Source organism: Providencia sp. wls1943, assembly GCF_009706275.1.
Taxonomy (GTDB): Bacteria; Pseudomonadota; Gammaproteobacteria; order Enterobacterales; family Enterobacteriaceae; genus Providencia; species Providencia zhijiangensis.
Window position 1 is genome coordinate 196,464 of record NZ_WLTU01000017.1, and the last position, 19,950, is coordinate 216,413.

The window sequence follows — 19,950 nt, forward strand, 5'->3', positions numbered from 1 at the left end:
AAAAGCGCTTTTGAGCTCAAATCGCTAATAGAGACTCATAACTATCACATTCATAATAACCATGACATTCATAAAAGCTTAGAGACAAAATACTTACTGATACTAAGTATTCGTTATACAATCCAATTTCTCTTTTTTGATCTAACCGAAACTTTGAACCAACCGACACTTTTGATTCACCCGAAAACATCCATGGAATTAGACATGTCAAATATCGATTTTCAGAAAGTAGGTAAAGAAGTTCTCCATATCGAACGCGAAGGTCTGAAAAACCTAGAACAATATATTAATCATAACTTTGACCTTGCTTGTCAGCAAATCTTTGCTTGTCAGGGAAAAGTAGTCGTTATGGGAATGGGGAAATCAGGGCATATTGGACGGAAAATTGCGGCGACGCTTGCCAGCACAGGAACGCCTTCATTTTTCGTGCATCCCGGAGAAGCCAGCCATGGCGATTTAGGGATGATCTCCAATAAAGACGTTGTATTAGCGATTTCGAACTCAGGTGAATCAGGGGAAATTTTAGCCCTACTGCCCGTATTAAAGCGTATCAAAGTCCCACTGATCTGCATGACCAATAATCCAGACAGCAATATGGGCAAATATGCAGATATCCACTTATGCATAAAAGTACCACAAGAAGCCTGCCCGCTTGGTTTGGCACCAACAACAAGTACCACAGCAACATTAGTGATGGGGGATGCGTTAGCCATTGCATTGTTAACCGCCCGCGGCTTCACAGCAGATGATTTTGCACTGTCTCATCCAGGGGGCGCACTTGGGCGCAAACTTTTACTCTTAGTTCGTGATTTAATGAGTACCGGTGACGATGTTCCTCATATTCCGAAAAGTGCCACGTTACGGGAAGCCCTTGTGGAAATTACCCGTAAAAAGCTGGGTATGACCGTCATTTGTGATGACGACATGAATATTCAAGGGATTTTCACGGATGGAGATTTACGCCGCATTTTTGATATGGGCATCGACCTCAACAATGCCAAAATTGCCGATTTAATGACACCGGGCGGTATCCGAGTCGCACCGGGCATGCTAGCGGTTGAGGCACTGAACCTGATGCAATCTCGCCATGTCACGTCGTTATTAGTGGCGGATGGCGACCAATTAGTGGGTGTTCTCCATATGCACGACCTACTGCAAGCGGGTGTGGTATAAGTCGAAAAGTATACATAAAGGAAATAGAATGAACCCTAATTATCAGAATACTTGCTATGGGTCTGTAGCGAATTCTGTGATAGAAAAAGCGACCAAAATTAAACTGCTTATCTGTGATGTCGATGGCGTGATGTCCGACGGTTTAATTTACATGGGGAATAATGGCGAAGAATTAAAAGCCTTTAATGTCCGCGATGGGTATGGCATTCGCTGTCTATTAACCTCAGGTATTGAAGTCGCTATTATCACCGGACGCAAAGCTAAATTGCTGGAAGACAGAGCTCAAACGTTAGGTATTACATATCTTTACCAAGGACAAAGCGATAAGCTTTTGGCGTATCGCGAACTGTTAGATAAACTACAACTAACAGAAGAGCAAACGGCTTACATTGGTGATGACCTCATTGACTGGCCTGTGATGGCAAAAGTTGGGTTATCTGTTGCGGTGGCTGATGCACACCCATTGTTATTACCTAAAGCAGACTATGTAACGCATATTGGTGGCGGAAAAGGCGCAGTACGTGAACTCTGCGACCTTATTCTGTTATCCCAAAATAAACTGGAAGAAGCTAAAGGCTTGTCGATTTAAAGAACAGATATCATTCATGAGCAACGCAAAAAAGTGGTTAATCATTGTTTTATCCCTCATTGTACTGGGGCTAATTGGTTGGAACTTTTCGGTTTACGATGACTCCAAACCATTAACAACAGAAATCAATGACGGAAAACCTAATTATCAAACTGATGATTCGGTAACTTTCGTCTATAATCCTGCGGGCGATTTAGCCTATAAACTCGCCGCGAGCAAAGTTGATAATTATACCGATGGCAAAATCACGTGGTTTACCAATCCTGTATTAACGACTTATAACGATGCGGGTACACCGACTTGGACGGTGAAGTCCATTAAAGCAAGATTAACCAAAGAGCGCGTGCTCTATCTGTATAGCGATGTTCAAGTTGACAGTTTGACCCCTGAGCCTCAAATCCAGCGTATTACCACAGATAATGCGGTGGTCAATCTAGTCACACAAGATGTTTCATCTGACGATAAAGTTACCATTATCGGACATGGGCTAAATTCAACGGGTTTAAAAATGAAGGGGAACCTTCGTACAAGAACCGCTGAATTAATTGAAGATGTTAAAACTCACTATGAGTTACAACCAAAAGAGCAACACAATGAATCAAGTAACTAAGAAAAGTTTTATTCAAGGGGCTATTGCAAGTGCAATTTTGGCTCTTAGCCTGCCGGCAATGGCACTGAAAACAGATACTCAACAGCCGATGACCATTAACTCGGTTAAGCAATCTCTTGATTTAGAAAAAAATATCACCACATTTACTGATGACGTTGTTATCAAACAAGGTTCCATTGATATTCGTGCCAACAAAGTTGTTGTGACGCGTCCAAGCAGCGATTCCGATAAAATCGTCATTGAAGCATTTGGTACGCCAGTGACTTTCTTCCAGTTACAAGACGATGGTAAACCAATCAAAGGTCACGCATCCAAAGCACGTTATGAAGTTGATAAACAACTGGTCACATTAACGGGTGATGCTTACCTTGAACAGCTCGATAGCAATATCAAAGGCGATAAGATCACCTATGTGGTTCCAACCCAGCAAATGGAAGCATTTAGCGATAAAGGTAAACGCGTGACCACCGTCTTATTACCAGCACAGTTACAAGAAAAAGGCCCAGCCGCACAGGGTTCATCAACAAGTAAGAGTAAATAATTGTTATGGCAACACTAACCGCAGAGAATCTGGCGAAATCCTATAAAAAACGCAGCGTAGTCACTGACGTCAGCCTTGAAGTGAAATCAGGGGAAATCGTTGGTCTCTTAGGCCCTAACGGTGCGGGTAAAACGACCACTTTTTATATGGTAGTCGGCATTGTTCAGCGGGATGCTGGTAAAATTTTAATTGATGGGGAAGATATTAGCTTACTGCCTCTACATGAGCGCGCTCGTCGTGGCATTGGCTACCTTCCTCAAGAAGCATCTATTTTCCGCCGCCTCAGTGTGTATGACAACCTGATGGCCGTGTTAGAAATTCGCCCAGACTTAACCTCAGAACAGCGCAAAGAGCGTGCTGAAGAGCTGATGGAAGAGTTCAGTATTACTCACTTGCGTGATAGTGTAGGCCAGTCACTGTCTGGTGGTGAGCGTCGTCGTGTGGAAATTGCACGCGCCCTCGCTGCTAATCCAAAATTTATCCTGTTAGATGAGCCGTTTGCTGGGGTTGACCCGATTTCCGTTTTGGATATCAAAAAAATCATCCAACACTTACGCGACTATGGGCTCGGCGTATTAATCACCGACCATAACGTCCGTGAAACTCTCGATGTTTGCGAGCGTGCTTACATTGTCAGCCAAGGGCACTTGATTGCTCACGGCTCGCCAGAGATGATCCTTGAAAACGAGCAAGTGAAACGCGTTTATTTGGGTGAAGGTTTTAGACTGTAGTTTGTAAATTGTAGACTGTAGTTTTGTCTTGTTGGTTGTCATGGCATTGGTTGTGTCAGTGGTAATGGAGAATAAAGCACATTCATGAAGCAAAGTTTGCAGCTCAGAATCAGTCAACAACTTGCAATGACGCCTCAATTGCAACAGGCCATTCGCCTGTTGCAGTTATCCACACTTGAGCTTCAACAAGAAATTCAACTCGCCCTTGAAACCAACCCTCTGCTCGAACAAGAAGAATCATCCTCTGAGCAAGAAAGTTTAGATAGCCTAAGCAGCGACACTGACAGCAGCGAAATCGATACCAAAGATGCCCTCGAAAAAACAGATATGCCCGATGAGCTTCCGCTAGATGCTGATTGGGATGAAATCTATACGGCAGGCACCCCGTCAGGAACGAGCAATGACTACAGCTTCGATGAACTTCCTGTTTACCAAGGGGAAACCACCCAAACACTGCAAGATTATCTAATCTGGCAAGCGGATCTCACCCCGTTTACCGATACCGATCGCGCGATTGCAACCTCGATTATCGATTCCATTGATGATTCCGGCTATCTCACTAGCTCAATCAACGAGATCCATGAAGGGATTGATGACCCCGATATCACTTTAGAAGAAGTGGTTGCCGTTTTAAAACGCATTCAGCATTTTGACCCATTAGGGGTGGCCGCTCAGGATCTCAAAGAGTGTTTACTGATCCAGCTTTCTTTATACCCGAAAGAGACAATTGGCCTGCAAGAAGCTAGACTGATTATTAGTAATCATATTGATTTACTGGCAAATCGTGATTTTCGTCAACTGAGTAAACTGACCCGTTTAAAAGAAGATGCGCTGAAAACGGCCATTGACCTGATCCTCACGCTGAATCCCAAACCAGGGCAATCAATCAATACGGGTGAATCGGAATATGTTATTCCCGATGTGCTGGTGAAAAAAGTCGCTGGGCACTGGCAAGTTGAGTTAAATACAGATAGCATCCCTAAGTTAAGCATCAATAATCATTATGCTTCAATGGCAAATAATTCAGCCAGCGAAAGTGACACGCAATATATTCGCAGTCACTTGCAGGATGCGAAATGGCTGATTAAAAGCTTAGAAAGTCGCCATGAAACATTACTGAAAGTGGCGACCTGTATTGTTGAGCAACAACAAGAATTTTTTGAGTTAGGCGAAGAGTATATGAAACCGATGATTTTGGCAGACATTGCCTATCAGGTGGACATGCATGAATCGACTATCTCCCGTGTGACAACCCAAAAATTCCTGCATAGTCCACGGGGCATTTTTGAGTTGAAGTATTTTTTCTCCAGTCACGTCAGTACGGACACCGGAGGAGAAGCCTCCTCCACTGCGATTCGTGCACTGGTGAAAAAGCTGGTTGCTGCGGAAAACCCAGCAAAACCATTGAGTGACAGTAAATTGACGAGTATGCTGGCAGAGCAAGGTATACAAGTTGCTCGTCGAACTGTTGCTAAGTATCGTGAGTCATTATCTATTCCGCCATCAAATCAACGTAAACAGTTGGTTTAACCCAATAATATAAGGAAGATTGTATGGAATTTCAGATTACTGGACACAATATTGAAGTTACACCGGCATTGCGCGAAACGGTTGAGAAAAAACTCAAGAAATTAGAGCAATTGTTTGATCGTATTAACAGTATCCAAGTTGTTCTGAAAGTGGAAAAAGTTCAGCAAATTGCTGAAGCCACCCTGCAACTCAACGGCGCAGAGCTTCACGCATCGGCGGAAGACGACGATATGTACGCGGCACTTGATTTACTCCTTGATAAGCTGTCACGCCAATTAACCAAACATAAAGAAAAACTGAGACAACACTAATACATTTAGCCAGTCGTTGACTGATTAATGTTCTGAACCAGATGGTGGCATACATCATCTGGTTTTGTAGTCCTAAGTGAATAATAAAATGAATAGTGATATAGAAATCCAATTAAGCGATGTTTTATCTGCCAGTTGCACACGTAATAATTTAGTTTGCACCAGTAAGAAGAGAGCATTAGAAATTATTAGTGAGTTAGCGGCCGCCGAGTTGGGATTACCGGAAAATACGGTATTTGAAGCGTTACTAACCAGAGAAAAAGTGGGTACCACGGGTATTGGTGGTGGAATTGCAATCCCTCATGGCAAACTTAGTGAAGGCGAAAGTGCACGCGCCGCTGGCGTGTTTTTGCATTTAGAAGAGCCCATTGCGTTTGATGCGATTGATAACCAACCTGTTGATCTGCTTTTTGCATTACTTGTTCCATCGGATCAATGTAAAACTCACTTACATACTTTATCTCTTATCGCTAAAAAATTAGCGGATAAAGCATTCTGTAAGCGCCTACGCAGTGCGCAAAGTGATGAAGAGTTATACCAGATCATCATTGAGTAAGTAATAACTAATATGTGTTGATGCCAGCCTAATGATATTGTTATGATTTCTTTCATTCGGCATCGTAAAACACCGCAAAATGCAAAATAGTCAGAAATGTGTGATCAGTCAGAAATCGATCATTAAGATATAAATCCTTAAGAGACAGAAGGGAGTTAGCTCATGGTGCTGATGATTGTCAGCGGCCGTTCCGGTTCGGGAAAATCCGTTGCCCTACGCGCGCTGGAAGATATGGGTTTCTATTGTGTGGATAACCTTCCGGTAGTCTTACTGCCGGAATTAGCTAATTCACTTGCCGATCGCAATATTTCTGCGGCCGTGAGCATTGACGTGCGTAATATGCCCGACAATCCAGAAGTGTTCGAAGAAGCAATTGATAAACTGCCATCAACCTTCTCACCACAACTGCTGTTTCTGGATGCAGATCGCAATACATTAATTCGTCGTTATAGTGATACCCGTCGATTACACCCACTTTCAAGTAAAAACTTATCCTTAGAAAGTGCCATCGATGAAGAAAACGAGCTATTAGAGCCGCTGCGCTCCCGCGCTGACTTGGTCATTGATACCTCAGAAATGTCAGTGCACGAATTAGCGGAAATGCTCAGAACTCGCTTAATGGGCAAACGCGAGCGTGAACTGACGATGGTGTTTGAGTCCTTCGGTTTCAAACACGGCATCCCAATTGATGCTGACTACGTTTTCGATGTGCGCTTTTTACCAAACCCACACTGGGATCCTAAATTGCGTCCAATGACTGGTTTAGATCGTCCTGTTGCGGCCTTCTTGGACAGACACACAGAGGTTCATAACTTCATTTACCAGACTCGCAGTTACTTAGAGTTATGGTTGCCAATGTTAGAAACCAATAACCGCAGCTATCTCACCGTCGCCATCGGCTGTACGGGAGGAAAACACCGTTCGGTGTATGTGGCAGAACAGCTGGCTGATTATTTCCGCTCCCGTGGGAAAAACGTCCAGTCACGCCACAGAACGTTGGAAAAACGCAAGCAATGACCGTCAAAGCGACGATTACGCTGAAAAACCGTCTTGGTATGCATGCCAGACCAGCAATGCTTCTCTATGATTTAGTTAAACAATTTAACTCTAGAGTCATTTTAAAAAATGACAGTCAAATTGAGGCCGAGGCGGATAGCGTTATTGCGATGTTGATGTTAGACTCGGAACAAGGCAGTAAAATTGATATCGAAGTTAGCGGGCCCGATGAAGATTTGGCGTTATCCGCAATCATTAACCTGTTTGAAAGTGGATTTGACGAAGAGTAGCCCAACTCATTGCGTCTTACATCTTAGCGAACAGAGCGATATACACGGTTTTACACGCATAGGCACCGAGTTCGTGATCCCGATCTCTTCCCTTTAACGCCTATAGCGCCTAATATTTTATATAATTTATTTTTCTAGCAAACACCCCCTGCCTTCTGGGTGGGGGGTGTTTGCTTTGTACGTCCCTATTGGAGTGTGGTATGACAAAGCCAACAATTATTATCAATGATTTAGATGCAGAACGCTTAGATGCACTGATGGAGCAAGCCGCTTATGCGGGTACGCCTGTTGCTGAAGCACTAAACGACGAATTAGACCGCGCAGATATCGTCTCTCCACAAGAGATCCCTGCGGATGTGGTCACGATGAACAGTACTGTTCGTTTCTTAGATTTAATCAGTAATGAAGAGCGCACACGCACCCTAGTTTATCCTGCCTCTCTTAAAGATAGTGCAGAACAACTGTCCGTGATGGCGCCAATCGGTGCAGCGTTATTAGGTTTGCATGTTAACGACGAAATTAGCTGGGCGCTGCCAAACGGCGTAGAAACCCGTGTTCGTGTGTTAGAGATTGTTTATCAACCTGAAGCGGCTGGCGAGTTCCATCGCTAGTTGCGATGCTCAACAAGAGAAAGAAGACTAGCCGAAAAAAGTTTCCATCAAGAAACTCCCGTTAGTCTTCAGGCGGTATTCAGGCACTCATTGAGTGCCTTTTTGCTATTTAGAACTTATTGATCAACTAGAACTTATTGATCAACTAGAACTTACTGCCCTGCAATACTCATTTCAGGGATCAACACAGAGCCGCACTGAATATTACTGCGCGTTTCGATATCATCGGCGATAGTCACCATGTTCATCCACATATCCTTCAAGTTACCTGCAATGGTGATTTCGCTGACAGGATATTGAATTTCACCATTTTCTACCCAAAAACCGGATGCACCACGGGAATAATCCCCCGTAATCCCACTCACACCCTGTCCCATCAGCTCAGTGACTACTAAACCTGTACCCATTTGCTTTAACAAAGCGTCAAATGATAAGCCTTGTCCTTCAATGCGCCAGTTATGGATCCCCCCCGCATGCCCCGTGCTTTGCAGCCCCAGTTTACGCGCAGAATAACTGGTCATCAGCCAAGTTTGTAGAACGCCATTTTCCACAATATTACGTTCAGTGGTACGCACACCTTCGCTGTCAAATGGGGAGGAGGCTAATCCGCCCATTAAGTGCGGTTGCTCATTGATGGTTAACCAGTTCGGTAAAATTTGTTTGCCAAGGCTATCCATTAAGAATGATGATTTACGATAAATGCTGCTGCCGCTGATAGCACCGACTAAATGACCAAATAACCCCGTCGCCACTTCTGAGGCAAAAATCACTGGGGCTTTCATGGTTGGTAATTTACGCGGCGATAAGCGAGATAATGTACGACGAGCACACTCTTGCCCTACCCACTCAGGGGATTTCAATGCCTGCATGCTGCGTGCGATGGTATACGCATAATCGCGCTCCATTTCGCCATTTTGCTCGGCGATTACGCAGCTCGACATCGAATAACGGCTAGAACTGTAGCTCTTTAATAGTCCAAGAGAGTTACCAAAGACACGGATACCATAGTGCCCATTGAAGCTACCGCCTTCCGTATTCACAATGCGTGAATCTGCATTTAGTGCGGTCATTTCCGCAATCGAGGCCAGCTTAATGGCTTCCTCGGGGGAAAGTTCTGTAGCTTGGAATAAGTTTAAATCCGGTGCATCGAATGCCAGTAATGATTTTTCAGCAGGACCTGCGCATGGGTCTTCAGAGGTATAATTCGCAATATCAATCGCGGCTTGAACTGTACGCTCAATGGCTTCTTCGCTTAAATCCGTTGAAGATGCACTACCTTTACGTTTTTTATGGTAAACCGTGATCCCGAGCGCCCCATCACTGTTAAATTCCACATTCTCCACGTCACCTTGGCGAGTGCTCACACTAATACCAGTGCTTTTATTGACTGCAACTTCAGCGCCATCACAACGGCTTTTGGCAAATTCCAATGCGTGGGCGACGGCTTGTTCTAATTGTTTACGTTGTTCGGCAACTTGTTCAGTAACACTCATGCATTTAGTCCAATAAAGAGGGGAAAAGTGATTTTCTACCTCGACATATCAATGTCAGGTAGTCATAAGGGGGTTTTCCCAGTTACAATAGAGTTAATCTATAAATGTTAACACTCACAACGCCGTAAATCATGCTAATTACTCGTAATTACACGACGGCGTTTAGTAAAAAGGAAAATCCCTATGGCCAAACAGCCTGAAGATTGGCTGGATGATATCCCAGCGCCCCAAGATGATGAGGACGATGAGATTATTTGGGTCAGCAAAAGCGAAATTAAACGCGATGCCGAGATCCTCAAAAAATTGGGGGCAGAACTTGTTGATTTAAGTAAAAGCGAGCTTGAGCGCATCCCATTAGACACGCAATTACTTGAAGCTATCGAATTAGCACAAAAAATTAAGCGGGAAGGCCGTCGTCGTCAATTACAACTTATCGGTAAACTGTTACGTTCTCGAGAAGTGGAACCGATCACTGAAGCCCTCGATAAACTGAAAAACCGCCATAACCAGCAAGTTGTTATCTTGCACAAGCTGGAAGACCTGCGTAACCGTTTATTAGCCGATGGCGATCAAGTCATTGAAGAAGTCGTTGCGCTGTTCCCACAAACTGATCGCCAGCAACTGCGTGCATTAGTCCGTAATGCGAAGAAAGAGCGTGATGGAAATAAACCACCAAAAGCATTCCGCCAGATTTTCCAATATCTGAAAGAGCTTTCTGATAGCAACTAATTTCCAGGTTTTATTCAATAAAAATCCCCCTATGCGGTAAAAACATAGGGGGATTTTTTAATACCAAAATCGTAGAAGATTGAGTAACGCAGGAAGTCGAGTATAGCCTTCTCTATCAAGAAAATGCCCCGCACTTTCTACCATCGTGACAGAGGTTTTTAATGCTTTTGCTAACTCAATTGAAGCGTCAGGATCCACGACCCAATCATTGGAAGAAATAATCGAAGCTCGCTTATCCGTTAGACTAATCAGCTTATTATAATCCAATGAAAACTGAGTATGGTCTGCCAAATCAGACAATGTATCCAGTGAGCGGTCAAACCCAGAAACTAGCACATAGCCACCAATTTTAGCCCCTTCCGGCGCATTATTTTCCAGAAAACGTAATGCCGTAATACACCCTAAACTGTGCCCAACTAAAATCGTATTTTCATCAAACTGAATATTGGCATCGAGTAAGCATTGCTGCCATTTTTGCGGATCAGGAGAATTGGATTCCGGTAATGCAGGAACATCAACCGTCGCCCCTAAAGCTTCTAATTCATTTTTTACCCAATTAAACCAATTATCATTCGGTGATGCTGTATAACCATGAACAATGACAACTTTTTTACCGTCCACTTAATCGCCCTCAATATTAATTGCCATCAAAATATGGCTAAACGCAAAGTCATTGCGCAAATTTAGCATGGGGTTTGAGAAGCTTCATTCTCATTATTCGTGATATCTATAAGAAAAATAAACGCTTCATCCAGCTCTTCTTCAGCTTCATTCATCAATTCAATCACCGCTGAAAATTGCGTACGCTGAGCCGCCTTTAAATGGCTAAAAATCAGCGTAATGGGTAACTCTATTTCCCCTGTAATCACATCCCATAACCCATCGAGATTATGACCAAACCATTTAGGAAGCGAGAATTGTTGCTGAAATTGCTGATAAAATGCCTCAAGGCTATCTATTTCACGAAAATCAAAAACGACGGTCTTGCTCATCGCTACCCCCGATTATTTAACTTGTTGGAACGTTTTATAATGGTCGGTACTGACGAAAATCATCCCATCAGAGGAATAGAGTAAACGGTCTGCACCACGATGCCCACAACGATAATTTATATCCGCTTCAAACCACTGACGCCCCTGTGCAATAGGCAGGCCTTTTTCACGGTTAGAAAAGCGGTCGCCACCGATGGCTCTACCAGGTAATACTTCACATAAATTCCCTTTTTTAGCATCCCATCCCGCTTCTCTGGCCTGTTTTTTCGTCATGTAAAATTCAGGAAGTTTTTGGTATTTTTCCATAAAACTGACCACATTGTTCTGAGCGGTCAGCTGATCAATAGTTTTTGGCGTTTCACGCGGAGTTATCGCTTCGCGGGAAGGCGGTGTACTTTGTGTATTTTGTGTGGTTGATGATGTACCAGAAGATGGTTCCGGTGCGCCCTGCTCACCACCTTTAAAGTACAGGCTAACCGCAATCAAAATTGCCATTAACACTAAAGAAATAATACGTTTATTCATAACGCCTCAATTATTTTTGCTGTGCGGATAAACAATCGCCCCAGTCACATTCGTAACTAGGGCGAATAAATAAAAGACTATCTTAACGTGTGATTACGCGGTGCCACCCACGGTCATTTTATCGAGTTTCAGTGTCGGTTGCCCTACACCCACTGGCACGCTTTGCCCTTCTTTACCACAAACGCCCACGCCTTTATCCAGCGCAAGGTCATTACCTACCATGGAGATCTGCTGCATAGCTTCAACGCCAGAACCAATTAAGGTTGCCCCCTTCACTGGTGAGGTAATTTTACCATTTTCAATTAAGTAAGCTTCAGAAGTTGAAAACACAAATTTACCTGATGTGATATCCACCTGACCACCACCAAAATTTGGTGCATACAATCCTTTTTCAACACTGGCGATAATCTCTTCCGGTGTTGATTCACCCGCTAACATATAGGTATTCGTCATGCGAGGCATTGGTAAATGAGCGTAAGATTCACGGCGCGCATTCCCTGTTGGCGCTACACCCATTAAACGCGCGTTATGCTTATCTTGAATATAGTTACGTAGAATTCCATTCTCAATCAACACATTGTATTGACCCGGAACCCCTTCATCATCAATCGCTAATGAACCGCGACGCCCAGCAATGGTTCCATCATCCACCACAGTACACAGGGAAGATGCGACTTGCTCGCCCATTTTTCCTGAGAAAACAGAGGTGCCACGACGGTTAAAGTCACCTTCTAGACCATGACCCACCGCTTCATGGAGCAGAACACCTGGCCAACCAGCACCTAATACTACAGGCATCATGCCAGCAGGAGCGGCAACTGCCGATAAATTGACTAACGCCATGCGTACCGCTTCACGGGCATACTGTTCCGCAAGCACCTGTCCTTGATGAATTTCGAGGAAATATTCATAACCATAACGACCGCCGCCACCGCTTGCTCCGCGTTCACGTTTGCCATCATGTTCCACCAGTACACTCACCGATAAACGCACCAGAGGACGAATATCCGTCGCTAATGTGCCATCGGTTGCAGCGACTAACACTTGTTCATATACGCCAGTTAAGCTGGCATTCACTTCAATCACGCGAGGATCTTCAGCGCGCGCCACTTGGTCAACGCGATGCAGCAATTCAATTTTCTGTTCACGCGGTAAGCTACGCAAAGGATCCGCTTCAGAATAGAGTTTTTTGTAGTCTACATTGGTTAAAATCTGTGACTTTCCAGCGCCTTGTTCACTGACGATACTGCGGGCTGCTGTGGCACTTTGGGTGAGTGCCAGCAGTGAAATTTGGTCTGCATAGGCAAAACCCGTTTTTTCACCCGTAATCGCTCGAACTCCAACACCTTGGTCAATATTGTAGGAGCCATCTTTAATGATTCGATCTTCTAAAACCCATGATTCATGGTAGCTAGACTGAAAAAAGAGATCCCCATAATCAACACGGCGCTCAGATAGCAGCCCTAAAACATCATACAGATTATCTTGACCAAGACCGTTGGCAGCCAGCAAATGTTCGCTGACAGAAGCTAAACTCATATTCGTTACTCTTATTTGGTTTATTTTTTAATCAATGATGTTAATTGTGGTCTAAAGCGGTTATGTTTCACCACTCGGATCTGTTCACGCATCACTTTTAAGCTGTTTGGCTGGACATTCACGACCAACGCAGAAACTGCATCCACATTCTTTTTCATCACTTTACCCCAGCCATCTACGGCAAGAGTATGTCCCCATGTACGACGCGTACCATGCACCCCAACTTGCGCTGGCGCTAAAACATAGCACTGGTTTTCAATCGCACGGGCTCTTAACAGTGGCTCCCAGTGAGCTTGTCCAGTATAACGAGTAAACGCCGCAGGAACGGAAATAATCTCTGCGCCGTGTTCACGTAATGCTTGGAATAAGCCAGGGAAACGTAAATCATAACAAATGGTCAACCCTAAGCGGCCTACTGGCGTATCAACCACAGTCAGGTGCTCACCACGTTGATAAATAACCGATTCGTTATACTCGCCTTGTTCATCTTCGATGTTCACATCGAACATATGAATTTTATCGTAACGCGCAGTAATATTCCCTTTGGCATCAAACAGTAAGCTACTGCTGGTAATACGTTCGGGATCTTCACGGCTAATCAATGGCATTGAACCAATCAGGATCCATACATTGTAACGGATAGCCATCTCACGGATAGCGTCTTGTAATGGGCCATGACCTTCTGCTTCAGCCTGTTTACGATAGGCTGCAGCATCAGCAAATAGCAATGCATTTTCAGGAGTAAGAACTAACTGCACGGTATCAGGCAACTGTTTAATTTGCTGCTCTATCTGTGCCAAGTTGTGTTTTGTATTCTTACCACTACATAACTGCAAAAGTGCAACATTACCCGTTTTCATTGCTCTTGAGTCTCCTTAAGCTGACGTAGTACTTCATCAATTTTAGGTTCATCCAGGCTACCGCTTACGCGATAGCGAATAACCGAAATTTTACTCCACAACGGACCAAGGACTTTCGATGCCGCAAATACTGCCGCGCCCGCAAACGGGTTAATCACAAATGCGGTGGCTACACCTACTGTAGCAGAAATTTCAGGGGTAATGACCGCTTCCGCATTAATTTGACGCTTAACAAGGTCAATATTACCATTCAAGGCAATATCCGCGACTAATCCATCAATATAAAGATCCTTCGAGGTTAGAATACCTTGATTGATGACCGCATTGCCTTTAATCGAATCAAAGTTAAAGTCATTACTGAACGTATCCCGGAAATCTAATTGAAGTTTGCGCAATAATGCATCAAAACTGACTAAACGTAGTAACTGTCCAGCTCGACCGCCCCCCATATGGGCAATCGCGCCTTTCCCTAATTTCGCTGACATTTTCCCATTCAGTGTGGCAACCTCAGGTTCCCAAGGAACCTGTGCCCAATTTAGATCAAATTCAATCGAATATGGGGAGTCGATAATCGGCACCAAGACACCAAAATAAGCTGCTGTTTCATCGAAAGCCTCGCCGGTAAGCGAGCCTGCAATCTCAGTTTTATTACCATCATTACTGCGCCATAGAGCATCCAGCTTTAACTCACTGGCACTGTTTTTCAGTGAACCTGCAGTTAATTTTAAAGTGTGCTGCCCCACTGGGGTGACTTTCGCCGTAATTTCTCCCAATTTTTGTCCACTCACCCAACACTCGGCGCAATGGATATTCACTTTAGGCCACTGGCTAAAGTCGAATACTTCCAATGGAGAGGTCTTTTCGCTTGAAGCCAGCGAGCCTTCAGGATTGTAATACAGATACTCAATATTCAATGCCCATGGCTGCTGCTTCCAAATCTGTAGCTGCCCTTTTAGGTTTGCACTTTCTACATTGATTTGCTGTTCATCACGGTATAAATCATAAGAGAAGCTCAAATCTTTCCAACGCTGTCCCGCCAAATAAACGGAGGGCGCTTTGACCTTAAGAGTATCTGGGTAACTAATGTACCCCACCTGATCACTGGCAGAAGAAGATAAAAAGCCACTCGCAAATTTTTCCCAATTCACGTCATCGATAACGGGTAAATCCACCAAGATGGTCGAGCCGTTTGGTAATGCCGGAACCTGATTATTCCATGGGGCAATGTGCGCTTTTTGTAGTTTCAATGGCGAGCTGGTAAGCGACCACTGAGAGTTAAAACCAAGGCGTTGACCAATATCACCACCTACCGTTAATTGCTCCGTCGTGCCTTTGGCTTGAACATTCATTTTACCAAGCTGTTGCAGTAGTTCGGTGTTCAGCGCAGGTAACTGACTTTTTAGCTTATTTAACCCCGCTGTAATCTCAATCTGTAAGCCTGTCGCTTGTTTAGATGATTCTGGTAACGTGATATGAATTTGGCTTTTCCAATCACTCACACCAGCGACTTTCCCTTTGATATCACTTGGCAACATAGGAACTTTATTCAGCTCCCAATTTCCGCCAAGGTTAATATCCACCAAATAATCTTTCGGGCGCGTTAATGTCGTGAAATCCAAAGAAACTGGCTGCTCTAACCATTGTCCCGTGATGTTATCGCTGACTAAATCCCCATTGGTAAACTTGAAGCTTCCTGTCAATCCGTGCAATGTGCTATCGATTGGGCGTACAAACACATCATTTTTATTAAGATTAACTTGCCCTTTCGCGACAACCTCTTTTCCAGCCGATAATGGAATAGCAAGATTAAGCTTACCTGTTACGGTACCATCGATTTGTAGCTCATCCAGCGTGTCGCCAAGGGAATGTTTGAGTGGTGTATGGGTGAAATATTGTTGGATCTGTTTGCCCGTTCCACTCACTCCCGCATCGATATATAACATTTCATCGAAGTAATCATGGATCACCGCATCGAGATTTTCTGCCGTTGCATCCCCTAATTTCACCGAGTCCGTATGCATCGCTAAACTTGCACGGCTAAAGTCTAAATCGAGGTTTAAATCCAATAATGCAGGCCATTGGTCATCGTATTCGAATGTACCATCACGCAGCGGCACATACACTTGGAACTGCCCATCATTTTTATAGTAAGGGTAATGAGCGGGGTCACCTTTATATACCAACGTCGCATTTTCTACATGTCCGGCAATAATCGCTTTGGTCAGATAATCAGCGAGCTCCTGCCCCATCAGCTTTTGCGGGAAATAGCGCCAAGCTTCCCCTGCATCATCGGTGCTGATCCCCGCGAGAATGGCCAAATCGGCAATATCATGCTGTTTCGCTTTTGCATAGCTAAAGTCACCATTGGCTTTGACGGCCTTAGCTTGCAAATTCATACCGGAACTCCACAATTTGAATTCGCTGCTGTTATTGATCCAGTTTAATTTGCCGCTGGCGTTACTAATTTCAAACGGAGCTTTAAATTCATCGCGATAATCCACGATACTATCTTTAAGCGAAAATGAGAGAACGCCTTGTTGAGCTCCGCCAATAAGTACGCCTGAGAAATGGTTTACAGAAGGAAGTTCTTTCCATTTTTTCCAGCTAACATCCTGCCAATCCATACTGATTTGCGTATGGTCTTCAGTGTCTTGCGTTAGATCGAGGGCAAATTCCGAGACTAATCCCGTCGGCTGACGATGCTGCCAATCTTGCACTAATTCTGGCGTAATAAACGAGAATGTCGGCAACACTTCACTTAAACGTTCTAGCTCAATATTTTTAGCACGAATGCGCCAGTGATCTTTATTTTGATATTTTGCTGATGAAGGCAAATACAGAACGGAGACACTCCCTTGCGGCCAAATGTATTCATTGGTTTTCAGGGTATCTAGCTCAGGAATATTAAACAGCCAACCGTTGCCTTGGCGCTTCATTCGCACCAGTAAATCATTCACTTGAAGATTTTGCGTGAGAGGCTCTTCCCCCCAGTTCGCCTCACCTTGGCGTAGCTGGATCAGACCATTATCTATACGATTATTCTTGAGGGTGATCCACGATGATAAACTGAAGTTGGCGTCCCGTAGCCCCGTATTATCGCGTAGCCACTTGCTGAGCCAAGGCTGCATATCAATGTTATCGGCCTGCAAATAGAACATACCGTCACTGAGTACGCCATTTTTATCCGACACATCCAGCTTCACTTGCAGATAACTATTTTGCTTATTTAGCGTTTCAAGGCTAACGAAACCTTGGGCGCGGTGACGGGCATCTTGGTTAAGCCATGAAAGTTCTGGTAGCAGTAACGTCATCTTTTGATCTGATGGCGTCAAAAATGTCACTTGGCTATCTTTTAAAATAAAATGGTCAAACTGCCTTAAAAACAGGTCATCCACGCCATCATAGTTTGTAGTTTCATCTTCCGTCCCATCAAAACTAAGCGGGACTTTATAATCCACATTCAGTTGATAAAACGTCAAATCACGAAAACGCCAACGCAAAGATAATAGCGAATTCCAAATATCTAATTCGATGGTGACTTTGTTGACTTGTATATCGGTAGTTGGGTTTTTGATAGCAACATCGGAAATGATAAGCTCGGGGCCATAATAGCGCCAAGCTCCTTCAATCTGACCAATATCCAGTGAGATATCACTGTGACTTTCAGCGTAAGTGATAATTTCTTGGCGATAATTATCGATATTGGGTAATAGAAAACGCAAACTGGTGAGTACCAACGCACACAGCAACAATACGGCAGCGGTTGTCACGAGTACGATACGTGGCAGTCGTTTCACCAGTTTCTCCTTCAAGCAGAATGCTACATCATGACAACATCAAAGCGTTCTTGGCTATATAACGGCTCAATCTGCACTTTAACTTGTTTCCCTACAAAGATTTCAACTTCCGCTAATGCGTGAGATTCATCCCCGGTTAACACATCCACTACCGCTTTTGATGCGTAAACTAAGAATCTATCAGCATCGATTGTGCGGTGAACTCTCACGATTTCACGCAAAATTTCATAGCACACGGTTTCAACTGATTTCACCGTACCACGACCTTGGCAAGTTGGGCAGGTATCACACAGCACATGCTCCAGACTTTCACGGGTTCTTTTACGTGTCATCTCAACTAATCCTAGTTGAGAGAACCCATTAATGGTGGTTTTTACCTTATCTTTACTTAAAGCTTGTTCAAGTGAGGCTAACACACGGCGGCGATGTTCAACATCAGACATATCGATAAAGTCGATGATAATAATACCACCGAGGTTTCTTAAGCGTAATTGGCGCGCAATGGCTTGGGTAGCTTCAACGTTGGTATTAAAGATAGTTTCTTCTAAATTACGGTGACCAACAAATGCGCCCGTGTTGATATCGATGGTGGTCATCGCTTCAGTTTGGTCGATGATCAGATACCCGCCCGACTTCAATTCAACCTTTCTGTCCATCGCACGTTGAATTTCATTTTCCACATCGAACAAGTCAAAAATAGGTTGATTGCCTTGGTAAAGCTCAAGCTTCGCCGTCATTTCCGGCACATATTCCGCAATAAACTCTTCCAACTGCGTGTAGGTTAAACGAGAATCCACACGAATACGGTCGAGGGATGCGCCTGCAAAATCGCGAATAATGCGGTATGCCAGTGAAAGCTCACCGTAAATTTTAGTGCGCGTGACATTACGTTTTTTTCGTTCAATCACTTTCGCCCATAAGCGTTTTAAAAATGCGGCATCTTGTTTGACGTCATCTTCAGCCACACCTTCTGCGGCAGTACGAATGATAAACCCGCCATTTTCATCGCAATATTGTGCGACGCACTCTTTTAAACGCTCTCTTTCTTCTTCACTATCAATACGCTGAGACACGCCAACATGGGAAGCCCCCGGCATGAAAACCAAGTAACGAGAAGGCAGTGTAATGTCTGTGGTGAGCCTTGCGCCTTTGGTGCCGAGTGGGTCTTTAACCACTTGGACAATTAAATCTTGCCCTTGCTTTACCAACTCAGCGATATCTCTGACATGAAAGTTTTTCTGCTCATCACCTGCAATGCATTCAGTGTGAGGCATAATGTCTGAGGCGTGTAAAAAGGCTGCTTTGTCCAGACCAATATCAACAAAGGCCGCCTGCATACCGGGTAAAACGCGGCTCACACGACCTTTGTAGATATTCCCTACTAGCCCTCTTTTCGCCTCTCTTTCAACGTGTATTTCTTGTAAGATCCCACCATCAATATAAGCTACGCGCGTTTCAGATGGTGTTACGTTTACTAATAGTTCCGTAGTCATGAATTCCCCTTCCCATCACCTAACGCTAAAAATCGTTGTATTAATTCTTCTGTTTCGACCAATGGTAAGCCCACCACGGCATGATAGCTGCCATTAATGCGTCGAATAAAACGTCCACCGAGGCCTTGGATACCGTAAGCGCCGGCTTTATCCATTGGCTCGCCAGATTGTATATAATCCTGTATTTCTAGCAAAGATAACTCGCGGAATGTCACATCTGTCGTAATCAATGAGGTTAACGTCTCATGGGAGTTTGATACGGCAATGGCGGTCATTACCTGATGTGTTTTACCGGAAAGGTCACTGAGGATTTGCTGAGCATGGGCAGCATCTCGCGGTTTTTCTAATATTTTACCGTCAAGAACCACAATAGTGTCTGCGCCCAAAACAGGATGATCCGCAGGGGCGATTGCCACGCCCGCACGGGATTTATCTCGCGCTAAACGTTGGACATAAGCCTGAGGCGATTCCCCTTCTTGCCATTTTTCTTCCACTTCGGGACGCAAGATTTCAAAGGAATAACCTAGGAGTTGGACTAATTCACGTCGTCTCGGTGAACCTGATGCAAGATAAATTAAGCTCAT

21 protein-coding genes are annotated in these 19,950 nt (G+C 44.2%); 12 read left to right on the top strand and 9 right to left on the bottom strand.

The genetic code is table 11. The annotated features are described in order from the left end of the window. The first annotated feature begins 204 nt into the window (after positions 1-204). The 11 genes from kdsD to rnk all read left to right on the top strand — a co-directional run bounded on the left by kdsD (position 205) and on the right by rnk (position 7,938). On the top strand, positions 205-1,173 hold the full coding sequence (gene kdsD / locus GKR48_RS08410) for an arabinose-5-phosphate isomerase KdsD (RefSeq protein WP_154627740.1): 969 nt from the start codon (positions 205-207) through the stop codon (positions 1,171-1,173). A gap of 28 nt (positions 1,174-1,201) precedes the next feature. Further along, positions 1,202-1,762 (top strand): 3-deoxy-manno-octulosonate-8-phosphatase KdsC, encoded by a 561-nt coding sequence (gene kdsC, locus GKR48_RS08415; protein WP_036956113.1) that lies wholly within the window; start codon positions 1,202-1,204, stop codon positions 1,760-1,762. Between the two features lie 16 nt (positions 1,763-1,778). Beyond that, positions 1,779-2,372 carry an LPS export ABC transporter periplasmic protein LptC gene (lptC, locus tag GKR48_RS08420; protein ID WP_154603452.1) on the top strand — a complete coding sequence of 198 codons (594 nt, stop codon included), beginning with the start codon at positions 1,779-1,781 and terminating at the stop codon, positions 2,370-2,372. Next, positions 2,356-2,913 carry a lipopolysaccharide ABC transporter substrate-binding protein LptA gene (gene lptA, locus GKR48_RS08425; protein WP_154627741.1) on the top strand — a complete coding sequence of 186 codons (558 nt, stop codon included), beginning with the start codon at positions 2,356-2,358 and terminating at the stop codon, positions 2,911-2,913. Before lptC ends, lptA begins: the two co-directional genes overlap by 17 nt. Before the next feature lie 5 nt (positions 2,914-2,918). Next, on the top strand, positions 2,919-3,644 hold the full coding sequence (gene lptB, locus GKR48_RS08430; RefSeq protein ID WP_036956110.1) for an LPS export ABC transporter ATP-binding protein: 726 nt from the start codon (positions 2,919-2,921) through the stop codon (positions 3,642-3,644). Positions 3,645-3,728: 84 nt separating this feature from the next. After that, on the top strand, positions 3,729-5,174 hold the full coding sequence (gene rpoN, locus GKR48_RS08435; protein WP_154627742.1) for an RNA polymerase factor sigma-54: 1,446 nt from the start codon (positions 3,729-3,731) through the stop codon (positions 5,172-5,174). A gap of 23 nt (positions 5,175-5,197) precedes the next feature. Further along, positions 5,198-5,485, top strand: a complete 288-nt coding sequence (gene hpf / locus GKR48_RS08440; protein WP_006659090.1) for a ribosome hibernation promoting factor — start codon at positions 5,198-5,200, stop codon at positions 5,483-5,485. Between the two features lie 88 nt (positions 5,486-5,573). Beyond that, positions 5,574-6,041, top strand: a complete 468-nt coding sequence (ptsN, locus tag GKR48_RS08445) for a PTS IIA-like nitrogen regulatory protein PtsN (RefSeq protein ID WP_154603455.1) — start codon at positions 5,574-5,576, stop codon at positions 6,039-6,041. 162 nt (positions 6,042-6,203) lie between these two features. Continuing rightward, positions 6,204-7,058 carry an RNase adapter RapZ gene (gene rapZ, locus GKR48_RS08450; RefSeq protein WP_036956106.1) on the top strand — a complete coding sequence of 285 codons (855 nt, stop codon included), beginning with the start codon at positions 6,204-6,206 and terminating at the stop codon, positions 7,056-7,058. Further along, positions 7,055-7,327 carry a PTS phosphocarrier protein NPr gene (gene npr, locus GKR48_RS08455; RefSeq protein WP_154627743.1) on the top strand — a complete coding sequence of 91 codons (273 nt, stop codon included), beginning with the start codon at positions 7,055-7,057 and terminating at the stop codon, positions 7,325-7,327. The genes rapZ and npr overlap by 4 nt, the downstream gene beginning before the upstream one ends. 200 nt (positions 7,328-7,527) lie before the next feature. Next, positions 7,528-7,938, top strand: coding sequence for a nucleoside diphosphate kinase regulator (rnk, locus tag GKR48_RS08460; protein ID WP_006659086.1), 411 nt, complete (start codon positions 7,528-7,530; stop codon positions 7,936-7,938). A gap of 152 nt (positions 7,939-8,090) precedes the next feature. Here rnk and pmbA read toward each other — a convergent pair whose 3' ends face one another. Further along, positions 8,091-9,431: a metalloprotease PmbA gene (gene pmbA / locus GKR48_RS08465; protein WP_154627744.1), complete on the bottom strand. Its 1,341-nt coding sequence runs from the start codon at positions 9,429-9,431 to the stop codon at positions 8,091-8,093. A 183-nt stretch (positions 9,432-9,614) separates the two neighbouring features. Here pmbA and yjgA point away from each other — a divergent pair, with 183 nt between their 5' ends. Further along, positions 9,615-10,160, top strand: a complete 546-nt coding sequence (yjgA, locus tag GKR48_RS08470; protein ID WP_154627745.1) for a ribosome biogenesis factor YjgA — start codon at positions 9,615-9,617, stop codon at positions 10,158-10,160. 57 nt (positions 10,161-10,217) lie between these two features. On the opposite strand, the gene GKR48_RS08475 is transcribed toward yjgA, so the two are convergent. From GKR48_RS08475 to GKR48_RS08510, 8 genes are all read right to left on the bottom strand, one after another. Beyond that, positions 10,218-10,781, bottom strand: a complete 564-nt coding sequence (locus tag GKR48_RS08475; protein WP_336431135.1) for an RBBP9/YdeN family alpha/beta hydrolase — start codon at positions 10,779-10,781, stop codon at positions 10,218-10,220. Positions 10,782-10,843: 62 nt separating this feature from the next. Then, a complete protein-coding gene (locus GKR48_RS08480) occupies positions 10,844-11,152 on the bottom strand; it encodes a barstar family protein (RefSeq protein WP_154627746.1) in 309 nt (102 codons plus the stop codon). Positions 11,153-11,164: 12 nt separating this feature from the next. Beyond that, complete coding sequence (locus GKR48_RS08485; RefSeq protein WP_154627747.1) at positions 11,165-11,677, bottom strand: ribonuclease domain-containing protein; 513 nt, start codon at positions 11,675-11,677, stop codon at positions 11,165-11,167. Positions 11,678-11,770: 93 nt separating this feature from the next. Further along, positions 11,771-13,216 (bottom strand): metalloprotease TldD, encoded by a 1,446-nt coding sequence (tldD, locus tag GKR48_RS08490; protein WP_154627748.1) that lies wholly within the window; start codon positions 13,214-13,216, stop codon positions 11,771-11,773. Between the two features lie 20 nt (positions 13,217-13,236). After that, positions 13,237-14,076 (bottom strand): deaminated glutathione amidase, encoded by an 840-nt coding sequence (gene nit1 / locus GKR48_RS08495; protein WP_154627749.1) that lies wholly within the window; start codon positions 14,074-14,076, stop codon positions 13,237-13,239. Next, on the bottom strand, positions 14,073-17,873 hold the full coding sequence (gene yhdP / locus GKR48_RS08500; protein ID WP_336431136.1) for an AsmA2 domain-containing protein YhdP: 3,801 nt from the start codon (positions 17,871-17,873) through the stop codon (positions 14,073-14,075). Before yhdP ends, nit1 begins: the two co-directional genes overlap by 4 nt. Positions 17,874-17,896: 23 nt before the next feature. Further along, positions 17,897-19,366, bottom strand: a complete 1,470-nt coding sequence (gene rng / locus GKR48_RS08505) for a ribonuclease G (RefSeq protein WP_154603465.1) — start codon at positions 19,364-19,366, stop codon at positions 17,897-17,899. Then, positions 19,363-19,950 (bottom strand): Maf family protein, encoded by a 588-nt coding sequence (locus GKR48_RS08510; protein ID WP_154627751.1) that lies wholly within the window; start codon positions 19,948-19,950, stop codon positions 19,363-19,365. The genes rng and GKR48_RS08510 overlap by 4 nt, the downstream gene beginning before the upstream one ends.